General features: G+C 72.9%; 21 protein-coding genes. 13 read left to right on the top strand and 8 right to left on the bottom strand.

All coding sequences use genetic code 11. The annotated features are described in order from the left end of the window. Window positions 1-47 precede the first annotated feature (47 nt). Window positions 48-512 (top strand): MarR family winged helix-turn-helix transcriptional regulator, encoded by a 465-nt coding sequence (locus tag QI554_RS33875; protein ID WP_281475662.1) that lies wholly within the window; start codon window positions 48-50, stop codon window positions 510-512. Window positions 513-543: 31 nt separating this feature from the next. Here the strand turns inward: QI554_RS33875 and QI554_RS33870 are convergent, their stop codons facing one another. Continuing rightward, the gene (locus QI554_RS33870; protein ID WP_281475660.1) at window positions 544-1,344 is read right to left on the bottom strand and encodes a hypothetical protein; all 801 of its coding nucleotides are present in this window, start codon (window positions 1,342-1,344) and stop codon (window positions 544-546) included. Further along, window positions 1,341-2,081 (bottom strand): ABC transporter ATP-binding protein, encoded by a 741-nt coding sequence (locus QI554_RS33865; protein WP_281475658.1) that lies wholly within the window; start codon window positions 2,079-2,081, stop codon window positions 1,341-1,343. Before QI554_RS33865 ends, QI554_RS33870 begins: the two co-directional genes overlap by 4 nt. 178 nt (window positions 2,082-2,259) lie before the next feature. Here QI554_RS33865 and QI554_RS33860 point away from each other — a divergent pair, with 178 nt between their 5' ends. Then, on the top strand, window positions 2,260-3,453 hold the full coding sequence (locus tag QI554_RS33860) for a sensor histidine kinase (protein ID WP_281475656.1): 1,194 nt from the start codon (window positions 2,260-2,262) through the stop codon (window positions 3,451-3,453). Further along, a complete protein-coding gene (locus QI554_RS33855) occupies window positions 3,450-4,136 on the top strand; it encodes a response regulator (protein WP_281475654.1) in 687 nt (228 codons plus the stop codon). Before QI554_RS33860 ends, QI554_RS33855 begins: the two co-directional genes overlap by 4 nt. A 16-nt stretch (window positions 4,137-4,152) precedes the next feature. Here QI554_RS33855 and QI554_RS33850 read toward each other — a convergent pair whose 3' ends face one another. Both QI554_RS33850 and QI554_RS33845 read right to left on the bottom strand, forming a co-directional pair. After that, a complete protein-coding gene (locus QI554_RS33850) occupies window positions 4,153-6,660 on the bottom strand; it encodes an ABC transporter permease (RefSeq protein ID WP_281475652.1) in 2,508 nt (835 codons plus the stop codon). Further along, window positions 6,657-7,427, bottom strand: coding sequence for an ABC transporter ATP-binding protein (locus QI554_RS33845; RefSeq protein ID WP_281475650.1), 771 nt, complete (start codon window positions 7,425-7,427; stop codon window positions 6,657-6,659). The genes QI554_RS33850 and QI554_RS33845 overlap by 4 nt, the downstream gene beginning before the upstream one ends. A 261-nt stretch (window positions 7,428-7,688) precedes the next feature. Here QI554_RS33845 and QI554_RS33840 point away from each other — a divergent pair, with 261 nt between their 5' ends. Together QI554_RS33840 and QI554_RS33835 are read left to right on the top strand one after the other, a co-directional pair. Then, window positions 7,689-8,471 (top strand): alpha/beta fold hydrolase, encoded by a 783-nt coding sequence (locus QI554_RS33840; RefSeq protein ID WP_281475648.1) that lies wholly within the window; start codon window positions 7,689-7,691, stop codon window positions 8,469-8,471. 158 nt (window positions 8,472-8,629) lie between these two features. Then, a complete protein-coding gene (locus QI554_RS33835; protein WP_281475646.1) occupies window positions 8,630-9,976 on the top strand; it encodes an NAD(P)/FAD-dependent oxidoreductase in 1,347 nt (448 codons plus the stop codon). Here the strand turns inward: QI554_RS33835 and QI554_RS33830 are convergent. From QI554_RS33830 to QI554_RS33820, 3 genes are all read right to left on the bottom strand, one after another. Next, window positions 9,951-10,184: a hypothetical protein gene (locus tag QI554_RS33830; RefSeq protein WP_281475644.1), complete on the bottom strand. Its 234-nt coding sequence runs from the start codon at window positions 10,182-10,184 to the stop codon at window positions 9,951-9,953. The genes QI554_RS33835 and QI554_RS33830 overlap by 26 nt on opposite strands. 49 nt (window positions 10,185-10,233) lie before the next feature. Beyond that, window positions 10,234-11,481 carry a glycosyltransferase gene (locus QI554_RS33825; protein WP_281475642.1) on the bottom strand — a complete coding sequence of 416 codons (1,248 nt, stop codon included), beginning with the start codon at window positions 11,479-11,481 and terminating at the stop codon, window positions 10,234-10,236. Between the two features lie 130 nt (window positions 11,482-11,611). Then, window positions 11,612-12,535 (bottom strand): LysR family transcriptional regulator, encoded by a 924-nt coding sequence (locus QI554_RS33820; RefSeq protein WP_281475640.1) that lies wholly within the window; start codon window positions 12,533-12,535, stop codon window positions 11,612-11,614. Window positions 12,536-12,739: 204 nt separating this feature from the next. Between QI554_RS33820 and QI554_RS33815 the strand changes: the two genes are divergently transcribed. From QI554_RS33815 to QI554_RS33805, 3 genes are all read left to right on the top strand, one after another. Next, entirely contained in the window at window positions 12,740-13,192 is a 453-nt protein-coding gene (locus QI554_RS33815) for a nuclear transport factor 2 family protein (protein WP_281475638.1), read from the top strand. A gap of 51 nt (window positions 13,193-13,243) precedes the next feature. Beyond that, window positions 13,244-14,257, top strand: a complete 1,014-nt coding sequence (locus tag QI554_RS33810; protein WP_281475636.1) for a zinc-dependent alcohol dehydrogenase family protein — start codon at window positions 13,244-13,246, stop codon at window positions 14,255-14,257. 174 nt (window positions 14,258-14,431) lie between these two features. Next, a complete protein-coding gene (locus QI554_RS33805) occupies window positions 14,432-15,415 on the top strand; it encodes a LysR family transcriptional regulator (RefSeq protein WP_281475635.1) in 984 nt (327 codons plus the stop codon). Window positions 15,416-15,462: 47 nt separating this feature from the next. Here QI554_RS33805 and QI554_RS33800 read toward each other — a convergent pair whose 3' ends face one another. Then, a complete protein-coding gene (locus QI554_RS33800) occupies window positions 15,463-16,695 on the bottom strand; it encodes an MFS transporter (RefSeq protein WP_281475632.1) in 1,233 nt (410 codons plus the stop codon). Window positions 16,696-16,992: 297 nt separating this feature from the next. Between QI554_RS33800 and QI554_RS33795 the strand changes: the two genes are divergently transcribed. From QI554_RS33795 to QI554_RS33775, 5 genes are all read left to right on the top strand, one after another. After that, the gene (locus QI554_RS33795) at window positions 16,993-17,475 is read left to right on the top strand and encodes an N-acetyltransferase (protein WP_281475630.1); all 483 of its coding nucleotides are present in this window, start codon (window positions 16,993-16,995) and stop codon (window positions 17,473-17,475) included. Between the two features lie 6 nt (window positions 17,476-17,481). Next, window positions 17,482-20,013: a hypothetical protein gene (locus QI554_RS33790; protein WP_281475627.1), complete on the top strand. Its 2,532-nt coding sequence runs from the start codon at window positions 17,482-17,484 to the stop codon at window positions 20,011-20,013. Window positions 20,014-20,194: 181 nt separating this feature from the next. After that, window positions 20,195-20,566: a RidA family protein gene (locus QI554_RS33785; RefSeq protein ID WP_281475625.1), complete on the top strand. Its 372-nt coding sequence runs from the start codon at window positions 20,195-20,197 to the stop codon at window positions 20,564-20,566. A gap of 142 nt (window positions 20,567-20,708) precedes the next feature. Further along, complete coding sequence (locus QI554_RS33780) at window positions 20,709-21,650, top strand: eCIS core domain-containing protein (RefSeq protein ID WP_281475624.1); 942 nt, start codon at window positions 20,709-20,711, stop codon at window positions 21,648-21,650. Window positions 21,651-21,728: 78 nt separating this feature from the next. After that, window positions 21,729-22,112 carry a VOC family protein gene (locus QI554_RS33775; RefSeq protein WP_281475623.1) on the top strand — a complete coding sequence of 128 codons (384 nt, stop codon included), beginning with the start codon at window positions 21,729-21,731 and terminating at the stop codon, window positions 22,110-22,112. Window positions 22,113-22,131: the final 19 nt, after the last annotated feature.

The raw sequence follows: 22,131 nt of genomic DNA, 5'->3' as shown, positions 1-22,131 counted from the left end.
TGATCGTCAGCATCGCTGACCATCAGTTCAAAGGTAGGATGTGCGGCATGGCAGCCGATGACGACGGGACGGGCGCGGTCGAGGAGTTGCTCGGCGCGCGGTTGGGATACCTGCTCAAGCACGCGCAGTTGCGGCTGGCCGAGCACGCCGAGCCCGCGCTGGCCCGGTTCGGGCTGGACGCACGCGAGTTGGCGGTCCTCGCGGTGCTGGCCGCCAGCCGTCCGCTGTCGCAGCTGGATGCCGCGCAGCGGCTGGGCGTCGACCGTACGACGATGGTCGCGCTCGTGGACGCCCTGGAGGCCAAGGGCCTGGTGGAGCGGCGCCGCAGCGAAGAGGACCGTCGCCGCAACGTCGTCGAGCTGACGACGCGCGGCAAGCGGGTGCGGGCCGACGCGGAAGAGGCCCGCCAGGCCGCCGAACGGGCGTTCCTCGCCCCGCTCGGCGACCGGGAGGCCGCGGTGCTGACGCAGGCCCTGCGCGTCCTGGCGACGGCAAAGCGGGACGTGTCGTAGGAGTTTCGCGGCGGCATGCCGGCCGTCGCTCTTACGGGTCCCGGCGGAACCGCCATGCGCCGAGTACGAGCGCCGCCGCGGTGTAGAGCGCCAGGTCGAACAGGGCGAACTCCAGCCCGGGGACCCGCGGTTGGGCCTCGGGTGGGTGCGCTTGGGCGAGGACGGTGGCGGCGTTGCTGAGCAGCAGGTGGTCTGGCAGGTAGGTCCACGACTCGAAGGACCGGGCCGCCGCATAGGCGGGGTAGGCGAGGGCGAACAGAGCCCCGATCGCGCCGGCGGTGTGCCGGATCAGCGCGCCGAGGCCGAGGCCGACGACGGCCATGACGCCGAGGTACAGCCCCGCGCACACGACGGCCCGCAGGACGCCCGGTTCGGTGAGAGAGGCGTCCAAGTGCTCGCGGGCCAGCATCCATTGGCCGAGCCCGAAGCTGGTGAACGCGGCGGCCTCGCCGAGCAGCAGGCCGAGTCCGCCGACCACGAGCGCCTTGGCGGCGAAGACGGCCGCGCGGTCGGGGACGGCGGTCAGCGTGGCGCGGATCTGTCCGGTGCCGTACTCGCTGCTCGCGGCCAGCACGCCAAGGACACCGAAGGCGAGCAGGCCGAACTCGTAGCCGTTGAGCGAGGTTCCGACGGGATCGAAGTCCGCGCGTTCGGCCGCGGTCATCGTCGCCCAATGGCGGGCTGTGGAGGCGGTGTCGGTGATCCCGAAGACCAGGCCCGTCGCGACGGCGAAGGCGAGGGTGAGGTACGTCGAGCGGAGGGAGCGGAGTTTGAGCAGTTCGGCGGCGACGGCGCCGCGGAAACCCGGGCCGCGCCCGGCATCGGTGGTCACGGGGCGGGGGTCCTTCCAGGGCACGTGCGGTGGTCGGCGACGTCGGCGGTCAGGCGCAAGTAGGCGTCCTCGAACGGCTCGTCACGGGTGAACTCGGCCAGCGGCGCGTCGGCGAGCAGGCGGCCGCGGCCGATGACCAGGACGTGGTCGGCGGTCTGCGCCATCTCGCTCATCAGGTGGCTGGAGACCAGCACCGTGCGGCCCTCCGAGGCCAGGTCCCGCATCAGGCCGCGGATCCACCGGACGCCTTCGGGATCGAGTCCGTTGACCGGCTCGTCGAGGACGAGCACGGCGGGATCGCCGAGCAACGCCGCTGCTACGCCGAGGCGTTGGCGCATGCCGAGCGAGTAGGTTCGGATCCTGGCGCGTGCGGCGTCGGCGAGCCCGACCACGGCCAGCACGTCGTCGACGCGCCGCACGCCGATCCCGTGGGTGACGGCCAGGCAGCGCAGGTGGTCGCGGGCGCTGCGGCCGGGGTGGACGGCCCCGGCGTCCAGCACCGCCCCGACGGTGCGCAGGGGGCAGCGCAGTTCGCGGTAGCGCCGCCCGCCGACGAGGGCCCGGCCGGCGTCGGGGGTGTCCAGGCCGAGGATCATGCGCATGGTGGTCGACTTGCCGGAGCCGTTGGGACCGACCAGGCCGGTGACGCGGCCGGGGGACACGGTGAAGGAGAGGTCGTCGACGGCGGGGCGGCGTTTGCGGGTGAAGCGTTTGGTGAGGTGAGCTGCGGTGATCATCGGCGTTCGTGTCCTCCTGGGGTCTTCCGGCGGCGAGGCCCGACCGGCGGCTTCCACGCTGCCGCCCGGGCGGCGGGGTGCGCGTCTGCCGTGCGGCCTGATCTCGGGCGCGCGTATGCCGCGCGGCATACGCCTCGCGAGCGATGCCGCGGGGTGGGGGCGCGCCTACGCTCGGGGCATGGCCGAGTCGATGCCCTCACCTCTGCGCGATACCGCGATGCGTTTCGGCAGGCTTTCCCGCGCGGTGCGGCCGATCCGGCCCTGGCACTGGCAGTTCGCGGACGGTCTCGTTGCCGCTGTGTTCGCGCTGCTGAGTTGGGGTGTGCTGGTGCACGACACGCCGCATCGCGCGGCGGCCGCGGCCGGGGCCTTGCTGGCGGCCCTCCCGCTCGCGCTGTGCCGCAGGCGGCCGATGGCGGCGGCCGGGTGTGCGCTGGCGGCGTACGGCCTGGCGCCGGCGTCCGCCCAGATCGTCTTCCTTGCGCTGCCGGGCGCGGTGTGGGCGCTGTACGCGGTGGCCGGGCGCACGCCGCTGCGGGTCGGCGTACCGGCCCTCGGCGCGGCCTGTGTGGCGGCGGGCGCGACCGGCCTGCCGAGGTTCGAACACAACGGTGCGATCGCCCCGGTGGCGTTCGCGTTCACTGCGGCCTGGGTGGCCGGGTACGCCAACGGCCAACGTCGGCGTGCCGCGGCGGAGGCCGCGCGGCGCGAGGTCGACCAAGCGCGCCGCGAGGCGGCCGAGGAACGGCTGCGCATCGCCCGCGAGCTGCACGACGTGGTCGCGCACGGCATGAGCGTCATCACGGTTCAGGCCGGCTACGGCAACCTCGTCGTCGGCACACAGCCTGATCAGGCCGCGGCCGCGCTCGACGCCATCGAGCACGCCGGGCGCGAGACGCTGGACGAACTGCGGAGAATGCTGGGTGTGTTGCGCACGCATCCTCAGTCCGACGCTCTTTCCCTTCAACCGGCCCCGGGGCTGGGGGACTTGCCGCGACTACTGGAACGCATCGCGCAGGCGGGGGTGGCTGTCTCCCTGACCGAGCTCGACGACGGCGGGGTGCCGTGCGCGGCCTCCCGGGAGCTGGCGCCCGGACTGGGGCTTTGCGTGTACCGGGTGATCCAGGAGTCGCTCACGAACGTCGTCCGGCACGCCGGGACGGACGCCGCCATGGTGGCGCTGCGCCACGGCACCGCCGCGCTCGACGTCCAGATCACCGACGAAGGCTGCGGAGCGGAGGCGCGGGTGCGTCCCGGCCGCGGCCTGACGGGCATGCGCGAGCGTGTCGAACTGTACGGCGGAGCCTTGGACTTCGGCCCGGTGGGGACCGGGGGTTTCCGGGTCCGGGCGACCTTTCCGTACCCGGCATGACGATCCGCGTCGTGGTCGCGGACGACCAGCGTCTGGTGCGGGCCGGACTGGCCGGCATCCTGGGCACGGATCCCGAACTGGCCGTGGTCGGCGAAGCAGCCACCGGACGCGAAGCCGCCGCCGTCACCCGCACCACCGCCCCCGACGTCGTGCTGATGGACATCCGCATGCCGGACATGGACGGCATCGAGGCGACTGCCGCGATCACGTGCGCGAGCGCTGCTCGGGTGCTGATGCTGACCACGTTCGACCTGGCTGAGTACGTGTACGGTGCGTTGCGTGCCGGGGCAAGTGGCTTCCTTCTCAAGGATGTTCCTCCCGCCGATCTCATCGCGGGCGTCAAGGTGCTTGCAGGGGGTGACGCGTTGCTGGCACCTGCGATCACCCGTCGGCTGATCGCGGACTTCGCCGCTGTGTCGGTTCTTCCGGCTGCTCCGGCCGTGACCGGCGCCGAACTCCCGGCTAAAGACGCCGCGTCCGTCACGGATGTGATCACCGATCGCGAGCACCAGGTGTTGCTGCTCGTCGCCGAAGGCCTGTCCAACGCCGAGATCGGCCGCCGTCTCCACATCAGCCCCGGCACCGCCAAGACCCACGTGGCCCGGCTGCTGGCCAAACTCGGCGTCCGCGACCGCGTTCACCTCGTCGTCCTGGCGTACCGCAGCGGACTGGTCAAGCCGTAGGCCGGTCCCCACGCTCCTAGCGGCGGTCGCGCATGACGGCTCGGCCCGCGAGGGCGGTGGCGGTGAAGACGAGGATGAACGTGAACGTGACGATGCCGGTGAAGACCACGGGGTCGATCGCGGGCACGAAGCTCTCGCCGTTGCTCAGGGCATAGGTCATGGCGACGAGCCCGGGCAGTGCGAACGCGGTCCCGACAATGCAGGCGGTGGCGGCCAGGACGGCGGCCTCCCAGCGCAGGATCGCGCGGCGTTGGCGTGGTGTGGCGCCGACGGCTCCCAGCAGTGCGAACTCGGGTCGGCGGGAAAGCGTGGCTGTGACAAGTGAGTTCGTGACGGCGATGGCGATGTAGCCGAAGAGGACCAGCAGGATGAGCAGGCCGAACTTGGCTTCGCCGGCTGAGGCGTCGCCGCCGTCGTCGGGTGTGGAGCGGGTGACGTCGGCCCCTGGCATGTCCGCGAGTCGGGCTCGGATGCGGTTCTCGACCCGCGTGATCGATTCGGACGCGGGGACGGTGACGGCCAGTCCGGAGGCGAGCCCGGAAGCGGTGGCCGGCTGTACGTCGGCGAGGGGGAGGAGCACGTCGCCGAAGCCGAGGCCGCGTTCGTACAGCGCGGTGACGTGCCGTTTGACGGCCCGTCCGTCCGGGAGCGTGATCGTGATGTCGTCCCCGACGTGGGTGCCCACCTGGGCCGCGCCGAGGACGCCGAGCGCTACGTCGCCTTGCGCGAGACGGATCGGGCCGCCGCCTTTCGTGGGCCTGAGGTCGGCGTAGTGCTCCGCCTCGCCGCCGGGGATGCCGAGCGCTTTCAGGGTCTGGGGGCCGTTCCCGCCGCCGGGGGATGTCTGGACGATGACGCCGGTGGTCACGAACGGGGTGGCGGAGCCGACGCCCGGTACGTTGCTTACGAGTTCGGCCGTCCGCGCGCCGATACCCGGGCCGGGAGCGGTCACGGTGAGGTCGGCGCGACTGCCCGCGTGGCGCTGTGCGTCCGCGACGGCGCCGGCCGTCGCCGCGCCGGAGAGCTGGACGGCGCTCAGCGCGACCCCGAGCACGATCGGGGTCAGCGCGCCGCCGACGCGTGCGGCGCGGTGGCGGACGCTGTTGAGTGCCGTGTAGGCGGCGGCGGTTCGGGCGGCGGGTCGGCGCGCGATGCGCGTCGCCGCACGTACGACGAGCGGGCTCAGCGGGCCGATCGACAGGGCCATCACCAGTCCGGAGATGCCGGGCAGTCCGCTGGCGACGTCGATGTTGGAGGTGTACGTCGGCGCCAGCGCCATCACGACGCCCAGGGCCAGGAGCCCGACTCCGACGACGACGCGGCGTCCCGTGCGCGGCGCGTCGGTGGGACTCCTGTCGCCGTCCTCGAGTTGCGCAAGGGGGCTGTCGCGTACGACTCGTCGTACCGCGACGCGGGTGGCGACCTCGGCGGCGAGGAAACCTGTCAGGACCGCCGCGACGAAGGGCAGCGGGCCGAACACCGGCTCGAGGGTGCGGGGGAGCACGCCCCAGGACCGGATGACGCCGAGCATGACCGCACCTACGAACGGTCCGGCGATGCCGCCGGAGACACCCGCGAGCCCGGCGACCATGCGGATCTCCGCGCGCAGCAGCCGCTTCACCTGGCGCGGCGTGGCGCCGACGATGCGGAGCATGGCCAACTCGCGGGAACGCTCACGGATTTGGAGGGACGTGAGCGCGATGACCGTGAAGACGGCGACGATGAGGGCGATGGCGCCGAGCGCGCCGGCGGCGGAGACGAGCGTTCCCTTCGCCCTGCCTTGCGCGACGGCCTCGACGGGGCCTCGGTCGCCGCGGTCCCACAGTCTCGCGCCGTTCCGCTCGGCCAGCTGGGCGAGTGCTTTGGTGTCGGCCGCGGTCTGCGGCCAGATGCCGATTGCCGCCACTCTCCGGTCGGGGTTGCCCCGCACCTGGATCTGGGCGTCGCTGAGGTAGACGTCCGGGACGTCCACGCCTGCGTCGTCGGCGGTGGTGGTGCCCACGAGGGTGAACTCGACGGGCTGGTCACCGAATCCGAGCCGGACCTCGCCGCCGAGCGCCAGACCGCGGGCGTGGGCGAGGCGGGCGGGCAGCACGACCTCGTTTGGGCCTGCGGGTGCGTGTCCTGCGGCCAGTCGGCGGTTCCCGAGCGCGAACGCCGACCAGGGGTGGGCGTCCACCTGCTCGGCGTCGCCGGCGCGGGTGGCGAGGACCGCGGCGACGATGCGGTCGGCGACGACCCGGGACCCGGGGAGCGCTTCGGCGACCTCGTCGGGCAGTGGGGCGGGCACCAAAGCCCTTCCGGGGACCGTCATATCGACGTCGTCGTCGACGGGTACCGACTGCCGAGAGGCGACCAGCAGCGGCGCGGCGTGGTACTCGCCGGTGGAGACCTCGCCGCGGGCTCCGGTCTCGAGGAGGAGTCCGAACGCCCCGACGAGGACGGCCGAGAAGAACACGGTCACGGCCAGCGCGGCGACCTGGCCCCGGCGGGCGCGTAGCGTCAGGCGCGCGAGCGTCTTCACGAGCGGCGCCCGAGCTCGGTGAGGGTCGCTGCGATCTGGGCCTCGGTGGCGCCGCGGAGTTCGCCGTGCCAGCGTCCGTCGCGCAGGAACAGCACACGGTCCGCGACCGCGGCGGCGCGCGGGTCGTGGGTCACCAGCAGCACCCGCTGCCCGAGGTCGGTGACGATCGAGCGGAGCAGGCCGAGGACGACGTCGCTCGACGCGGTGTCCAGCGCGCCCGTCGGCTCGTCGGCGACGATCAGCTCCGGGTCCGTGACCAGCGCCCGCGCGAACGCGACGCGCTGCTGCTGGCCGCCGGACAGCTGGGCGGGGCGGCGGTCGAGCGTGGCCCGTACACCGACGGTCTCGGCCAGTTCCCGTACACGGCGCGGGTCGATCGGGCGTCCGGCCAGTCGCAGCGGGAGCGAGATGTTGTCGGCGACGGTGAGGGACGGGATCAGGTTGTACGACTGGAAGACCACGCCGATGTGCGAACGCCGCATCTCGGCCAGGCGCGTCTCGTCGAGGCCGGTGATGTCCGTGCCGCCGATGCGGATCGAGCCGGAGTCGGGCTTCTCCAGGCCCAGCAGGCAGTTCAACAGCGTCGTCTTGCCCGAGCCCGACGGCCCCATGATCGCGGTGAAGGTCCCCGGCGCGACGGTGAGGTCGATGCTCGTCAGCGCCCGGAACCGTGTCGCGCCGGTGCCGAAGCTCTTGGTCAACCCGGTGATGGTCACGGCGTGTTCGTCGCGCTGTTCATGGCGCTTCTCGTCGATGTGCGTTGTCACACGATCGACCGTAGGTTCGCGGCGGCCGTAAAGCGGTGCCCTGCGTACCCGAGTGCGTGGTGGTGCTGGCTGTACCAAAAAGGGGTGTCGGACCGGAGAGACATGCCGTGGACGAGACCGGCCCGGTCGATCACATCGATACCTCTAATAGAGTTGCCGCACAGCAAGTGACTCGATTAGAGTCATTGGCATGCCCTGTCCGAGGGGCCACCCGGGCCGTCATGGCTCGCGAACGTCTGTGATCTGTTGAAAGGGACCCCCATGCCCGAGCTCACCGTCGGAAACACCCGCGTCCCGTACCGCGCACAGGGCGTAGGCCCCGCGCTGGTCCTCGTGCACGGCACGGGCCCGGGATCCGTCACGTGGGACGCCATCGCCGGGAGGTTCACCGACCGGTACACCGTGCTGCTGCCCGACCTCGGCGGCAGCGAACGGGTCGAGGACGACGGAGGCGAACTCACCGTCGAAGCCCACGCCGAGCAACTGGCGGCCGTCATCGAGCATTCGGGCTCCGGGCCGGCGTACGTCCTGGGCTTCTCCCTCGGCACCGCCGCGGCCGCCGCCCTCGCCGCCACCCGTCCCGAACTCGTGCGCCGCCTCATCCTGGTGGCGGGCCCCGGCCACACCCGGGACGCGCACCTCAGCAACACGTTCGCGCTCTGGCGCGGCCTCGCCGACGACCCCGAAGCCTTCGCGCGGTACGCCGCGCTGCTCGCCTTCAGCCGCCGGCACCTCAACAGCATCAGCCCCGAAGCGGTCGCCGAGACTGTCGCGTTCATGCGTCCGACCCCGGGCGTGCTGCGGCAGCTCGACCTCGTCCGTCGCCTGGACGTCCGCGACTACCTGCCGAAGATCCAGGCCGAGACACTCGTGGTCGGCTGCACCCGCGACGTGCTCATCCCCGTCGAGAAGGTGCGGGAACTGTACGAAGGCATCCCCGGCAGCACCTACACCGAACTCGACAGCGGCCACGTCGTCCGCGTCGAACAACCGGAGGAGTTCGCCCGGCTGGTACGGGACTTCCTGGAGCCGGCCGCGGCCTGAGCCGGTGGGTACGGCGAGCGAGCGGTGATCGCCGGGATGAACCGGGGTTGGGCGGGTAGCCGACGGGCGGCGAGGCGGGGGCAGGTGATCTACGTAGGCTCGCAAGCGCGTGCCGCGTGCCCGCGCGGTGGATCCGTTCGGCGTTAGGAGTGCACTCGATGTCGCGTCCCAGGATCGTCGTGGTCGGTGGTGGGTTCGCCGGCGTCGAGTGTCTTCACCGGCTGGAGAAGAAGCTCGCGCCGGCTGAGGCCGAGCTGACGCTCGTTACGCCGACGGACTACCAGCTGTATTTGCCGCTGCTGCCGCATGTCGCGGCGGGGGTGCTGACGCCGCAGTCGGTTGCTGTGTCGCTGCGTCGCCGGTTGCGGCGGACCAGGTTGTTGCCCGGTGTCGCGCTCGGGGTGGATACGGCGGCGAAGGTGTGCGTCGTCCGGAAGACGACCGGGGAACTGGTGGACGTGCCGTACGACCAGCTTGTGCTCACTGCGGGGAGTACTACGCGCACGTTTGACATCCCGGGTCTGTCCGAGTACGCGCTTGGGATGAAGACGCTGGCCCAGGCCGCGTACTTGCGCGATCACGTCATCTCGCAGCTCGACTTGGCCGCTGTTACGACGGATCCGGCGGAGCGCGAGGCCCGGTTGAGGTTCATCGTTGTCGGGGGTGGCTACGCCGGGACGGAGACCGCGGCGTGCCTTCAGCGGCTTACGACGGCTGCGGCAAGCCGGTATCCGCGGCTCGATCCGTCGTTGATCGAGTGGCACCTGGTCGATGTCGCTCCCAAGTTGTTGCCCGAGCTCGGTGACCGGCTGGGTATGAAGGCGATGCAGATGCTGCGTCGGCGCGGTGTTCTGTTCTCTCTCGGGACGTCGGTCAGTTCGATCGAACCTACGTGCGTCACGCTGACGGATGGCCGGGTGCTGCCTTCTCACACGTTGATCTGGACTGCGGGGGTCAAGGCCAGCCCGCTCGTCGACCAGCTGTCCGGCGACACGTTGCGCGGACGGCTGGTCACCACCGCCGAGTTGACCGTCCCCGGGCTGGACGGCGTGCTGGCGGCCGGGGATGCCGCGGCCGTTCCCGATCTGTCCAAGGGCGGCGACGCCATTACGCCGCCGACGGCTCAGCACGCGCAGCGCCAGGGGAAGGTGCTCGCCGACAACGCCGTCGCCCGGCTGCGCGGCGGGACGTTGCGGCCGTACTTCCACAAGGACCTCGGCCTCGTCGTGGACCTCGGTGGCAAGGACGCGGTGTCCAAGCCGCTGGGTGTCGAGCTGTCGGGCGTTCCGGCGCAGGCTGTCGCGCGCGGGTATCACGTCATGGCGCTGCCGACGGTGACCGCCCGCACCCGTGTTCTGGTGAACTGGGCGTTGAACGCCACGGCCGGTGACGACTTCGTGCGCACGGGCTTCCAGACGGGCCGGCCCGCGAGGCTTCAGGACTTCGAGCAGACCGACGCCTACCTGGACGAGGAGCAGCTCAAGGAGCGCGGCACGGCGGCCTGACGACGTCCTGACGGGTCTCTGTCGTCGGGCCGCAGAGGGCGATGGACGGGATCGCGCGCAGCTGACGCGCGTCCGGTGGTGTACCCGCGCCGCGCGCTGGTTCCGCCGGGCCGCCGCCGATCACGGCCACGTTCGTGGTCTCGCTCTCGGCGGGCGGCTCGCCGCGTTCGTCGCCGGACGTCTGCGCGGAGCATGAGATGTTGCTCATGACGCAAGAAGGTGGAGTGCTGGACGGCCTCGCGCGCAAACGGGGGTACTCAGTTGGAGGTGTGGCTCCCCGTCGTGTCGAGCAGCAGCTGGGCGGCCACGGCCGCGCCGTCGGGGCGGATCTCGGCGGCGACGGCCGTGGCGCGCGCGGCGGTTTCGGGGGAGAGGGCCGTCTTCAACGCGACGGACAGGGACTCGAACGTCGGGTTCGGGCCGTCGTGGGCGACGCCTATGCCCAGATCGGCGACGCGGCCTGCCCAGTAGGGCTGGTCGACCATCTGCGGCACGACCACCTGCGGTGCTCCGGCCAGGGCGGCCGTGGTCGTCGTGCCCGCGCCGCCGTGGTGGACGACGGCGGCCACGCGGGGGAACAGCGCGTGGTGGTTGACGTCGCCGACGGCCAGGCAGTCGTCCTGGTCGTCGACGAGGGCCAGGTCGGCCCAGCCGCCGGAGACGAGGACGCGGCGGCCGTGGGCGCGGGCCGCCTCGACGGCCGCCTGCGCGACCTGGTCGGCGTCGCGTACCGGGAGGCTGCCGAAGCCGACGTACACCGGCGGCGCCCCGGCCTCCAGGAAGGCCTCCAGCTCGGCGGGCAGCGGGCGTTCGCTGGATCGGATCCACGCGCCGGTCTGCACCACGTCGAGGTCCGCGGGCAGCAGCCACGGGCTCAGGGTCGGGTCCGTGGCGAGCCACGGCCGGTCGGTGAGGACGTAGTCGCGGAAGTTCTCCACCGCGGGCAGGCCGATCGTGGCGCGGTGCGCGTTGAGGCCGGTGCCGAACAGCACGTTCATGTTGTCGACGTCGAGGTCCCACAGCGCCCGGTTGTCGGTCACCTCCGGCGGGAACGGACGGCCCGGGCGGGCGAACGGCGGGTGGTGCGGGGAGGGCAGGTAGGCCGGGAAGTAGGAGACGAAGACGTAGGGCATGCCGCGCTGCTCGGCGAACGAGCGTGCGGCGGCCGCGGCCGGGAGCAGGCCGGTCGCCACCACCGCGTCGCACCCGTCGGCCGCCTCGGCCGCCGAGGCCGCCGCCGCGTACGTCGTAGCGACCAGCGCCGCCGCGCGCTCGGTCAGGCCCTCGGTCGGGACGGGGGCCGTCCCGGTCACGGTCCCCTTCACCACCGGCCGCACCGGCGCGCCGATCGGCGTGAACGGCACACCCGCCGACTTCACCAGCGCCGCGAAGTCCGGCGGCGCGCACACGTGGGCGTCCGCGCCGAGCGTCCGCAGTTGGGCGGCGAGTCCCAGCATCGGCTCGACGTCCCCACGCGACCCGTAGGCCATCAGCAACACGCGCATTTGTGACACTCTTTTCCTTGGATTTCCGTGGATTCCGGCGCAGATCGGTCGGCCTTCCGTCCGGCCGGCGCACCTACACAGCACCCGGCAACCCGATCGGCGCGCGGATATTCCGGATGTCGGAGGGGATCTACGCGACCCGGAGCCCGTCCCCGCCGGCCTCGGCGAGGGCGGTGCGGACCGCGTCGACGACGGTCGCGATGAGGTCTCCGGGGGCGCGGTCGGTCCACACGACGGCCAAGTCGACCGGCTCGGCGTCGACGACGGGCACCCAGCGGACGTTCACGGCCGGGATCCAGCGGGCCAGCGTCTCCGGGGCCAGCCAGACCCCGCGCCCGCGGGCCACCATCAGGAGGCAGTCCTCGACCTTGTCGACCGTGAGCCCGCGCGGGGCCGGGCTGCCGTCGGGGCGCGGGTCGGCGATCCAGGCGCGTTCGGCCTCGGGGGAGGTGAAGATGTCGGGGGAGACGACGGGTTCGCCCGCGAGGTCGGCGAAGGCCACCTCGGCCCGGTCGGCCAGTCGGTGGCGGGCGGGCAGCGCGACCACGCGGCCCTCGGTGCGTACCGGCGCGGAGTGCAGGCCGACGTCGCCGACGGGCAGCCACATGAACGCGGCGTCGGCGACCCCCGCGTTGAGGTGGGCGAGTTCGCAACGGGGTGTGCGGACGCTGGTCAGCTCGACCGCCAGGCCCGGCACCGTCGCCTCGAGCGAGTCGGCGACGACGGCGGCGAACAGCGCCGTGGCGTACGGGCAGCAGGCCAGGCGCAGCGTCCTGCTTCGCTCGTCGGCCTTGTTGCGCACCCGCTCGACGAGCGCGGCGAGGTCGGTGAGGACGTCGCGCCCGCCCGCGAGGAGTTCGTCCGCGGCGGGGGTGAGCAGCACGCCGCGGCGGGTGCGGACGAGCAGCGTGACCTTGAGGGCCCGTTCGAGGTGTTTGACGTGGGCGGAGACGGCCTGCTGGGTCAGGTGCAGGCGGTCGGCGGCGCGGGTGATGCTGCCTTCCTCGGCGACCGCGACGAAGGACTCGAGATGCCGTACCTCCACGTCGATCATGAGCCGATTTTAGGGACCCGCTTTGTCCGCGATCGGGCGGCCCGCGCGAATCGGACGTCGACGGAGCGTGACATGTATCTCGCCCTCCCGGTCACAAAAGGTCGTTGTGAGGGTGCCAGCTAACGGTTGTTTCCGCTCGGGTCACCGGCTGTGGACTCTGGTGAAGCCATCCGGCACACAACCACCAGGAATGGGGCGACCTTCATGAGCACCACACCGCACGCGCACCCCGAAAGCGCCGCGGACAACGCGAACACCGCGCCCGCCGGCACCCGTTCGACCGCCGAGGTCATCGACCTGTTCAACGCCGCCTTCACCAAGCGCGCCCCGGAGCTGCTCGACGACCTGGTCCACGAGGACTGCGTGATGGTCAGCGTCCAGCCCGCCCCCGAGGGCACGCGCTACGAGGGCCTCGACGCCTGTCTGGGCTTCTGGCGGGCGCTCGCGCTCGACCTGAACACCACCTTCACCCCGACCGACGTGTACGTCTTCGGCGACCGCGCGGTCATCAAGTGGCGCGTGGCGTTCCAGCCCGGCGAGGTCAACGAGGTGTTCGGCGACGCGCACGCCGACTCGGTGTGGATGCTCGGCGTCAACCTCATGGAGATCCGCGACGGCCGCATCGTCGAGGCGCTCGGCTACGGCAAGACGCCGTGACCCGGCGACGCCGCACGACCCGCTGATCCGCGAACAACGAGGGGCACCACCATGAAGAGCTACCACCTGCGGTCCGGTGCGGGCATCGACGGACTGACGCTGCGTGAACACGACGACCCCCGGCCCGCGTTCGGCCAAGTGCTGCTGCGCGTGCACGCGACCGCGCTCAGCATGCGCGAGCTGCTGGTCCTGGAGGGCGACTACCCGCTGCCGGTGCGCGACGACGTCGTCCCCGGCTGCGCGGGCGTCGGGGAAGTCGTGGCGATCGGCCCGGGCGTCACCCGGGTCGCGCCGGGGGACCGGGTGGCCGCCACCGTCTTCCCGGACTGGATCGACGGCCCGTTCGGCCTGGACTACGCCGCCCAGCTGGGGAGCTGGCGGGACGGCATGCTGACCGACCTCGCGCTGGCCGGCGAGCAGGGCCTCGTCCGGCTTCCCGACCACCTGTCGTACGCCGAGGCCGCCGCGCTCCCGCTGACCGCCGTCACCGCGTGGAACGCGCTCACCGGCGGCCGGCCGGCGCTGCCCGGCGAGACCGTGCTGACGCTCGGCTCCGGCGGCGTGTCGCTGTTCGCGCTGCAGCTGGCCAAGCTGGCGGGCGCCCGCGTCATCGCCACGACGTCGAGCCCCGCCAAGGCCGAGCAGCTGCGCGAGCTGGGCGCGGACGAGGTCGTGGGCTACCGGGCCACGCCCGAGTGGGGCGCGGAGGTGCGCCGGCTCACCGACGGCCGCGGCGTCGACCGGGTCGTGGACGTCGTCGGCGACCTGGCGCAGTCGCTGGCCGCGACCGCGCTCGGCGGCGAGATCGCGCTCGTCGGACACTGGCTCGGCGCGGACACGGAGGGTCCGGCGCTGTCGTCGGCGGCGCTGTTCAACGCGGGCGCGGTCGTGCGACCGCTGGCCGTGGGCAGCCGCGCGCAGTTCGAGGCGATGAACCGCGTGGTGGCGTCCGCGCGGCTGCGGCCGCTGGTGCACCGGGAGTTCGGCTTCGACGAGGTCCCCGAGGCGCTGCGCTATTACGGCAAGGGCGGCTTCGTGGGGAACGTCGTCATCCGCCACTCCTGAGGCGCCCGCGCATCCGCAGGGTCCGAGAGGCCGTCGTTCCGCGTACGCCGCGGGGCGGCGGCCTCTCGGCTGCGCTCATCCCGGGGGCGCGACAGGTGGACCCGATCATTCGGGCGGGGTGAAGGGTGCGGCAGGATTGTTCAGCTTTGCCGGTGGAATCGTGGGGGTGGGCGGATGTTGGAACGTGCCGAGATAGAGATATTCCTGACACTTGCGGACGAATTGCACTTCGGCCGTACGGCGGCGCGCCTGCACGTCTCCCCTCCGCTGGTCACCCAGACCATCCAGAAGACCGAGCGGCGCCTCGGCGTGACGCTCTTCACGCGCAGCAGCAGACGCGTCGAGCTGACCGACGTCGGCCGGGCGCTGCGTGAGGACCTGCTGCCTTTGTACGAGGGGATCCGGCGGGCGCTCGACCGCGCGGAACTGGCCGGCCTCGGCATGACCGGCGTGCTCAGCATCGGATTCATGGGCCACCAGGCCGGACGCTTCGTCTCCGCCGCCCGCGAGATCTTCGAGCTCCGGAACCCGACCTGCGGCCTGCGCGTCGTCGAGACCCACCTCCATCAACACGTGTCGCAACTGCGCGACGGCTCCGTCGACGTGGTGCTGATGGCGCTGCCGGTCGACGAGCCGGACATGACCGTCGGCAGGCTCGTCACGCGCGGGGAGCGGTACATGTGTGTCGCCGCCGACCACCGCCTCACCCGGCTCGACTCGGTGTCGTTCGAGGACCTCGCCGGCGAGACCTTCGCCGCCCCCCGCGGCGCGGTCCCCGCCTACTTCTCCGACTTCCACATGCCCCGGTGGACGCCCAGCGGACGGCCGATCATGCGGTCCGCCGAGGTCTGCGACACGTACTACGAGGCCCTGGCCCTCGTCTCGTCCGGCCGCGCCATCATCCCCGGCGACGCCCAGCTGCTATACCTCTACCAGCGGCCGGACATCGCGTTCATCAAGGTCCCCGACATGCCGCCCATCGAGCACGGGCTGATCTGGCGCAAGGCGGACGACGGCGACCAGCGTGTGCGCGCCTTCGCCGACATCGTCATGGAGATCGCCCCCGAGACCTCGGCACCCGGCACCGTCGCCAAGCCCGCGCCGCTCTGGCCGCCGGCACATGCCGAACCGGCCGGCGGACCCGCGGCGGACGCCTGAGCGGTGGACGCGGACCGCGTCCACCACCCGTCGTCAGGTGCGGGCCGCTAGGCGCTCTGGCCGAGCCCTCGCGCGCTCCGGACCGCCACGGAGGTCAGCACCGCGACCGCCGCGCCGACGCCCAGCGCCACGGTGACGCTGCTCGCGTTGACGACCAGCCCGCCGAACAGCGCGCCGAGCGCGATGGCGAGGTTGAACACCGACGTGTTCAGCGCCGTGGCCGGCTCGGTCTCGCCGGGCGCCGACTGCAGGATCCACGTCTGCACGCTGACCGGCACACCGCCGAACGCCAGGCCCCAGGCGATCAGCAGGACCACGCCGCCGACGGCGGTCGTACCGAGCACCGGGAACAGCGCGAGGATCGCGGCCAGCAGCAGGCTGATCACGATGATCGCCTTGCGCGCGTCGCGCCCGGCCAGGCCGCCGATCAGGAAGTTGCCGGCGATGCCCGCCGCGCCGAAGCCCAGCAGCAGGGGACCGACCAGGCCCTCGCCGATGCCCGAGACGTCCTGGAGGATCGGGCTGACGAACGTGAACGCCGCGAAGTGGCCGCTCACCAGCAGGAACGTGGCCAGCACACCGGTGCGCACCGTCGGGTTGCGGAACTGCGCGGCGAGCGCGCTCAGGCGCACCGGCTCGTCGGCCGGCAGCGGCGGCAGCAGCAGGCGCAGCGCCCCGACCACCAGCAGGCCGAGCCCGCCGACCACCGCGAAGGCCACCCGCCAGGAGGCGAACTCGCCGATGAGCGTGCCCGCCGGGACGCCGAGCACGTTCGCCGCGGTGGCGCCGCCGAAGGTGATCGCGGTGGCCTTGGGGACGTGCTCCGCCGGCACCATCCGCACGGCGATGCCCGCGGCCAGCGCCCAGAAGCCGCCGATGCTGATGCCCACGAGGAACCGCGAGATCAGCAGGACCGCGAAGTTCGGGGCCAGCACCGACACCACGTTCGCCGCCACCATCAGCGTCAGCAGCCCGATCAGCACCGTGCGCCGGTCGAGCCGGCCGATCGCGACCGGCAGCAGCGGCGCCGCGGCGGACGCGACGAGGCCCGGCACGGTGACCATGAGGCCGGCCGTCCCCTCCGACACGCTCAGCCCGTCGCCGATCGACGTCAGCAGCCCCATCGGGAGCTGCTCGACCGTGACCATGGCGAACGTGCCGACGGCGACCGCCACCACGCCGAACCAGGTGCGTCGGGGCACCGGCTCCGGGCCCGGACTCGCGCGTGGGGTGGGGGCGACGCCGCTCGCTGACGCGGCGTCCGCGTCGAGAATCGTCATCTCCGTAAGCTCCTTGTGTCTTGTGTCTTGCGTCTTGCGTCTTGTGTCTTGTGTCGTCGGCGCGTCGTGCGCCGCTCGCGCTGTGGGCGCGCGGGGCAGGCCGAAGCGGCGGCCCGTGAGGGCCGCCGCGTGTCCGCGCCGGTGGGGTGACTGCCCTTCGACTGTGCCGCCCGCGCCGGACCGCGATCAACGGCCAACCTCGGAACGCGTCTTTTGCGACGGTGAACGCCGAGCCGCCCGGTGGCGCGGCCCGCAAACCTGTCGAGGACGTCCGGCCGGTCGGCGTAGCCTCACGCCATGAGTGAGCAGGGATTCGTCCCGGACGGGTTCGCGGCACCGGTGGCGCCGAGCGGCGCCGGGTACCGGCTGGAGCCGCTCGGACCGCAGCACAACGAGGCCGACCACGCGGCGTGGACGTCGAGCATCGCGCACATCCGCGCGACGCCGGGATTCGACGGCGAGTGGCCTCCGGTCGACGGGATGAGCCTCGAGGCGAACCTGGCGGATCTGCAGCGGCACGCCGACGACTTCGCGGCGCGGCGCGGCTTCACGTACACCGTCCTCGACGACGCGGGCGTGGTCGTCGGCTGCGTGTACATCTACCCGTCGCGCACCGAGGACGGCACCGCGGACGGCACCGAGGACGGCACCGCCAAGGTCAGTTCGTGGGTGAGCGCCGACCGCGCCGATCTGGACGGGCCGTTGCACGACGCCGTCGCCGCGTGGCTCGCCGCGGACTGGCCGTTCAAGCGCGTGCGCTATCGCGACGCGGCGGAGTAGCGGCCTGTGTCGATCACACTCACGGACCTGAACTGCCTGTTGGACCACCTCCCTCCGGGCGACGCGGTCGCGCTCGTCGAACGGCTCCCGGCGCGGCGCCGGCGTGAGGCGCTCGCCGGGATGCCGCCCGCCGAGGGCGAGGCGCGTCGGGCGCTGCTTTCCTGGGTCGTCGAGCACGGCGGCCGGGAGGACGGACTCGCGCTGCTGGAGCATCCGTTGCCGCGCCGCGACGTGTTCGAGGCGTTGGCCACGGCGCCCGACCCCGAGGTCCGCGCGGCCGCGTACATGCACCCGGCCGCGCCGACCGACGTGCGCCGCAGGATGGTCGCGGGCCGGGTCGGCGGTCCGCTGAAGGCGGCCCTGCTGGCGACTCGCTCGCGGCGCCGGCTCGGCCCGGCACTCGACAGCGCGAACCGCGATGTGGCCGCGCACGCGACCAGGGTCGTCCGCGGGCCGCGCTTCCAACCGGTGCCGCAGCGGCCCGAAGCGGTGCACGCCTGGCTCGTCGACGCGCGGCCGCCGGAGGCCGTGGTCCGGGCGCGCCGGCACCACAGCTACGGCCCGCGCCGCCGTCGCATCCGGGACCGCCTGGCCGCGGTCGCGTTCGAGGCGTGGAACGAGGGTGACTGGGAGGCCTTCGTCCGGCTGTTGCACGAGCGCCCGTTGGACTCCGAGACCGCCGACATCCTCGCGGCCGACCCGCGCTGCCCCGCCTCCGCCGGACTCGCCGTGCTGCGCAGAGAAGGCCCCGCCGCCGGTCACGCCGGCGCGCTGCTCGCGGGCCTGCACGCGGGCACGTTCACCGCGGACGACGTGTACACGCGTGCCGTGCACGCCCCGGCGGTGCTCTTCGCGCTGTCGATCGCCTGGCGCACGCCCGAGTTCGCGGAACTGCCGGGCGTCCAAGCGGCGCACGACAGGCTCGCGGACGCCGTACGCGCCGAACTCGGTGACGACCCGGCGCGCTGGCTGGCCCTGCTCGCACTCGTACGCACCGGGTTCGCGGGCACCGTGCCCGAACTGCTGCGCGCCGCCGCGAGTGGGCCCGTGCCGGCCGAACTTCCGCCGCCCCCGCCTCCGCTGATCGAACCGGCCGCGCCGCACTCGACGCGCGGCCTCCCGAACCAGTGGGCCGAGACCGGCTCACCCTGGGCCTTCGTGCTGTGCCTGGCCGAGCCCGCCCGGCTCGGCGCGATCGTCTCCGAGGTGGCGGCCGCGCTGCCCGACACCGGCGAATCCAGTCCGCTCGGCGGCTGGGAGCACGCGCTGCACGCCGGCTGGGCACGGCACAAGGCCGAGCTGAGCGATCTCCCGTACGGCACGAGCACCGGCCGCTCCGCCGTCCACGCCGAGATCCTGCGGCTCGGCTTGGGCTACCCGATACCGGCCGAACTGGCCACGGCGTTCGCCGGGATCGCCGACGAGTCGGCCCTTCTCGCGTTCCTCGCGCTGTACGGCGGACGTGGCGACATCCAGGAGATCGCCGTCGCGTGGCGCAACCCGGCGGTCGATGTGGCGTTGTTGCGCCGATGGGGCACCTCCGAGGGGGTACGTCGCCTCATCGTGTCCCGCATGTCCCTCGCGCCGGGGGAGCCGGGGCATGTGCCCCTGCACGGCGGCGCCTGGGACGGCACGGACATCGGCTGCGAAGGGGGCCGCGGTGTGTTCGACGACCTGCTGGGCGGCGACGACCCGACGCTGATCGGCGAAGTGCTGTGCGGCGACGGCGCCTTGTGCGTCGCCCACCAGGTCGCCGCGTGCCGTCGTCTCGTCGAGCTCGGCCGCCTCGACCTCGCCGCCGGGTTCCTCCGCACCGAGCCCGCTTCCGCGGAGTCCCGCGCCCCGGGCCCGCGCGCCGCCGTCGTCGAGGGCCTCGGCCCGGCGGTGACGGCAGCCGATCCCGCCGCGGTGCGCGCCGCCTCCGCGGAGATGATCCGGACGCTGGTGACCGACAACTTCGCGCGCGGGTCCGGGCGCAGTCTCGTGTGCATGCTCGCCGCCGACCGCGACACGGCATGGGCCACCGTCCACGAGATGGTCTCGCGTCCGGATGCCGCGCCTCACCAATGGGCCCGCCTGCTGGGGCTGGCCGACATGCCGGACGCCGTCGCCGCGTTGGCGCTGGCCGCCGCGCCGGAGCGCTTCGCCCCGACGCTGGCCGCGAGTTCGCCCGGCTCCGCGCGCGCGGCACTCGAGACCGCGGCGCTGCCGCGCCTTGAGCACCACTCGGCACGCGCCGACCTGCCGGAGACCGCGACGTGGGTCGACACCTGCCTGGACCGAGGCCTGCTCACGCTGGCCGACGTGCTCACGCAGGGCCGCCCGGCGGGTGCCGCGCTCCGCTCGTGCCGGCGCCGCATGCTCGCCGACGACCCGCACGCCCGGTCGGCCGTGCGCGACCTGATCGACGTTCACGGCCCGGTCTCCACCGAGGCCTGGGTCGTCGTCGCCAACCTCCTCGACGACTTCACCGGAACGCTGCCCGACCTGCTCACGCTCGCCGTCGCCGCGACCGCGCCGGTACCCGGACGCGCCTGAGGGCCCCGTCCTCCCGCGCCGGAGTGAGGGTTCCCAGCGCGGTACATCGCCACGACCGCCGGCCACGGCGTCCCAGGCAGGCCCGAGGTGTGGCGTCGCAGCGGATAGTCAGGCCCTCGATCGGCTCGGCGAAGCGCGCTATTCCGTTGCTGCGGTTCTGTCGCGCTGCGACGATGCCCGCATGATCACCCCTGGCCCGATGGTCCCCGACGGAGGCGGCTACCGTCACTCGTACGAAGTCGCCGCCCCCGCACGCCTGGTGCATGTCTCCGGACAGATTCCGGTGGCGCCGGACGGCAGCGTCCCCGAAGGGTTCGCCGCGCAGTGCCGGCAGGTGTGGGCCAACGTGGCGGCGGCACTCGCCTATCACGGGATGGGGCTGTCCGACCTGGTCAAGGTGACCACGTTCCTGTCGGACAGGGCGTACCGGGCGGAGAACTCCGCCATCCGGCGCGAGGCACTCGGCGACCACGCCCCGGCGTTGACGGTCGTCATCGCCGGCATCTACGACGAGACCTGGCTGCTGGAGATCGAGGCCGTCGCCGCGCGCTAGGTGACCGCGACGCGAGGTCTGGCCCGAACGGGTGGATTGCCCCGGTGCGACTATCCCCAACCGGTACATTGGCCGTGAGTCGTCCGCGGCGCTTTGCGTGTCCGCCGCACCGCGGCCCCGCGCGGCCTGAGGGGGCACCACCATGACGCAGACCTGGGCAGGCCCTACGGCGGCCGAGGACCACGCGGGGCCGCTCCGCCGCTCGGCGAGTGCGACGGCCACCGGAGCGCCCTCCGTCGCGCCGCCGATCGTGCACCATGTGCTCGGCTCGGGCGGCCGCCCCCTGGGCGCGGCCGCCCGCAGCGCGGTGGAGCCGCGGTTCGGTCGCAGCTTCGGCCACGTGCGGGTGCACACCGACGCCCGCGCCGCGGAGTCCGCGCGGGCGGTCGACGCCGAGGCGTACACCGTGGGGCACCACATCGTCTTCGACGAAGGGCGTTACGCGCCGCACACCCCGGAGGGGCGGGGTCTGCTGGTGCACGAGCTGACCCACGTCCTGCAGCAGCGCTCGGGCGCGCCGGTCGGGGGCGTCCTCCCCGTCGGCGAACCGGACGCGGCGGAGGAGCGGCAGGCGGACGCGAACGCGGCGCGTTCCGGCGTCGCGGACGTGGCCGAGCCCGCGCAGGTGCCGACCGTTCGGCGGCACACCGCCCGGCTCATGCGCAAGGAGCACACGAAGCACCAGAAGAAGCACGACGCGAAGCCGGCGAAGAAGGAGACCACCGAGCCGCCGGTGCCGAAGGGCTGCCGGGACACGGCGCGTGCGTGCTTCTCCGTGTCCCAGAAGAGGGCCTGGCTGCTCGGGCCGAACAAGTCGATCGTGACGTCGGTCCCCGCGTTGGGCGGACGGCCGCACCACAAGACCCCGGTCGGGCGGTTCTCGGTGCAGTCCAAGGACGAGCACCACGTCAGCAGCATCTACAAGGCCAAGATGCCGTTCTACGTCAACTTCGCCACGGCGGTGGGGTTCCACGAGGGCTCGCTGTCCACCCTGTCGCACGGCTGCGTGCACCTGTCGCAAGCCGCGGCCGTGAAGTTCTTCAACTACCTGGACGTGGGCGACCACGTCGACGTCGTGCCCTGACCCGCCCGCGCCACGTCGGCGCGGCGAGCCGCCCGGGCGGGCGGGAGGCCGGGACGCCGGGGACGTACGCTGGCGGGCATGCCGGTCTCGATCCACCACATCGTCGTCGACGCGCACGACCTGCCCGGGCTCGCCGGGTTCTGGTCGGAGGTACTGGGCTGGCCGATCCTGTCGGCGAAGCCGCGCGAGGTCGTCGTCGGGCCGGCGGTGGACGCGCCGTTCGGGCTGTGCTTCATGCCCGCCGGGGAGACCCGCAAGACCGGCAAGAACCGGCTGCACTTCGACCTCAACGCCGACCCCGACGTCCCCGGCGACCGCGAGGCCGAGATCGAGCGGATCCTGGCCCTCGGCGCCCGCCGGGTCGACGTCGGGCAGACCGGCGACGAGTCCTGGCTCGTCCTCGCCGACCCCGAGGGCAACGAGTTCTGCGTGGTCCGGCCCAAGCGCGACCTGATCGGCTGAGCCCGGACCCACCCTGGAG

Source organism: Yinghuangia seranimata (assembly GCF_029953285.1).
Lineage (GTDB): Bacteria > Actinomycetota > Actinomycetes > Streptomycetales > Streptomycetaceae > Yinghuangia > Yinghuangia seranimata.
The sequence above is the reverse complement of the archived record's forward strand: the minus strand, read 5'-3'. Positions and strand labels throughout refer to the sequence as shown.

What these genes read in the sequence shown, in the direction of transcription:
- QI554_RS33820 (WP_281475640.1), bottom strand. Translation starts at nt 12,535, where the DNA reads ATGATCGACGTGGAGGTACGGCATCTCGAGTCCTTCGTCGCGGTCGCC.
- QI554_RS33860 (WP_281475656.1), top strand. Translation starts at nt 2,260, where the DNA reads ATGGCCGAGTCGATGCCCTCACCTCTGCGCGATACCGCGATGCGTTTC.
- QI554_RS33775 (WP_281475623.1), top strand. Translation starts at nt 21,729, where the DNA reads ATGCCGGTCTCGATCCACCACATCGTCGTCGACGCGCACGACCTGCCC.
- QI554_RS33865 (WP_281475658.1), bottom strand. Translation starts at nt 2,081, where the DNA reads ATGATCACCGCAGCTCACCTCACCAAACGCTTCACCCGCAAACGCCGC.
- QI554_RS33830 (WP_281475644.1), bottom strand. Translation starts at nt 10,184, where the DNA reads ATGAGCAACATCTCATGCTCCGCGCAGACGTCCGGCGACGAACGCGGC.
- QI554_RS33780 (WP_281475624.1), top strand. Translation starts at nt 20,709, where the DNA reads ATGACGCAGACCTGGGCAGGCCCTACGGCGGCCGAGGACCACGCGGGG.
- QI554_RS33805 (WP_281475635.1), top strand. Translation starts at nt 14,432, where the DNA reads ATGTTGGAACGTGCCGAGATAGAGATATTCCTGACACTTGCGGACGAA.
- QI554_RS33825 (WP_281475642.1), bottom strand. Translation starts at nt 11,481, where the DNA reads ATGCGCGTGTTGCTGATGGCCTACGGGTCGCGTGGGGACGTCGAGCCG.
- QI554_RS33785 (WP_281475625.1), top strand. Translation starts at nt 20,195, where the DNA reads ATGATCACCCCTGGCCCGATGGTCCCCGACGGAGGCGGCTACCGTCAC.
- QI554_RS33840 (WP_281475648.1), top strand. Translation starts at nt 7,689, where the DNA reads ATGCCCGAGCTCACCGTCGGAAACACCCGCGTCCCGTACCGCGCACAG.
- QI554_RS33875 (WP_281475662.1), top strand. Translation starts at nt 48, where the DNA reads ATGGCAGCCGATGACGACGGGACGGGCGCGGTCGAGGAGTTGCTCGGC.
- QI554_RS33810 (WP_281475636.1), top strand. Translation starts at nt 13,244, where the DNA reads ATGAAGAGCTACCACCTGCGGTCCGGTGCGGGCATCGACGGACTGACG.
- QI554_RS33855 (WP_281475654.1), top strand. Translation starts at nt 3,450, where the DNA reads ATGACGATCCGCGTCGTGGTCGCGGACGACCAGCGTCTGGTGCGGGCC.
- QI554_RS33815 (WP_281475638.1), top strand. Translation starts at nt 12,740, where the DNA reads ATGAGCACCACACCGCACGCGCACCCCGAAAGCGCCGCGGACAACGCG.
- QI554_RS33795 (WP_281475630.1), top strand. Translation starts at nt 16,993, where the DNA reads ATGAGTGAGCAGGGATTCGTCCCGGACGGGTTCGCGGCACCGGTGGCG.
- QI554_RS33800 (WP_281475632.1), bottom strand. Translation starts at nt 16,695, where the DNA reads ATGACGATTCTCGACGCGGACGCCGCGTCAGCGAGCGGCGTCGCCCCC.
- QI554_RS33835 (WP_281475646.1), top strand. Translation starts at nt 8,630, where the DNA reads ATGTCGCGTCCCAGGATCGTCGTGGTCGGTGGTGGGTTCGCCGGCGTC.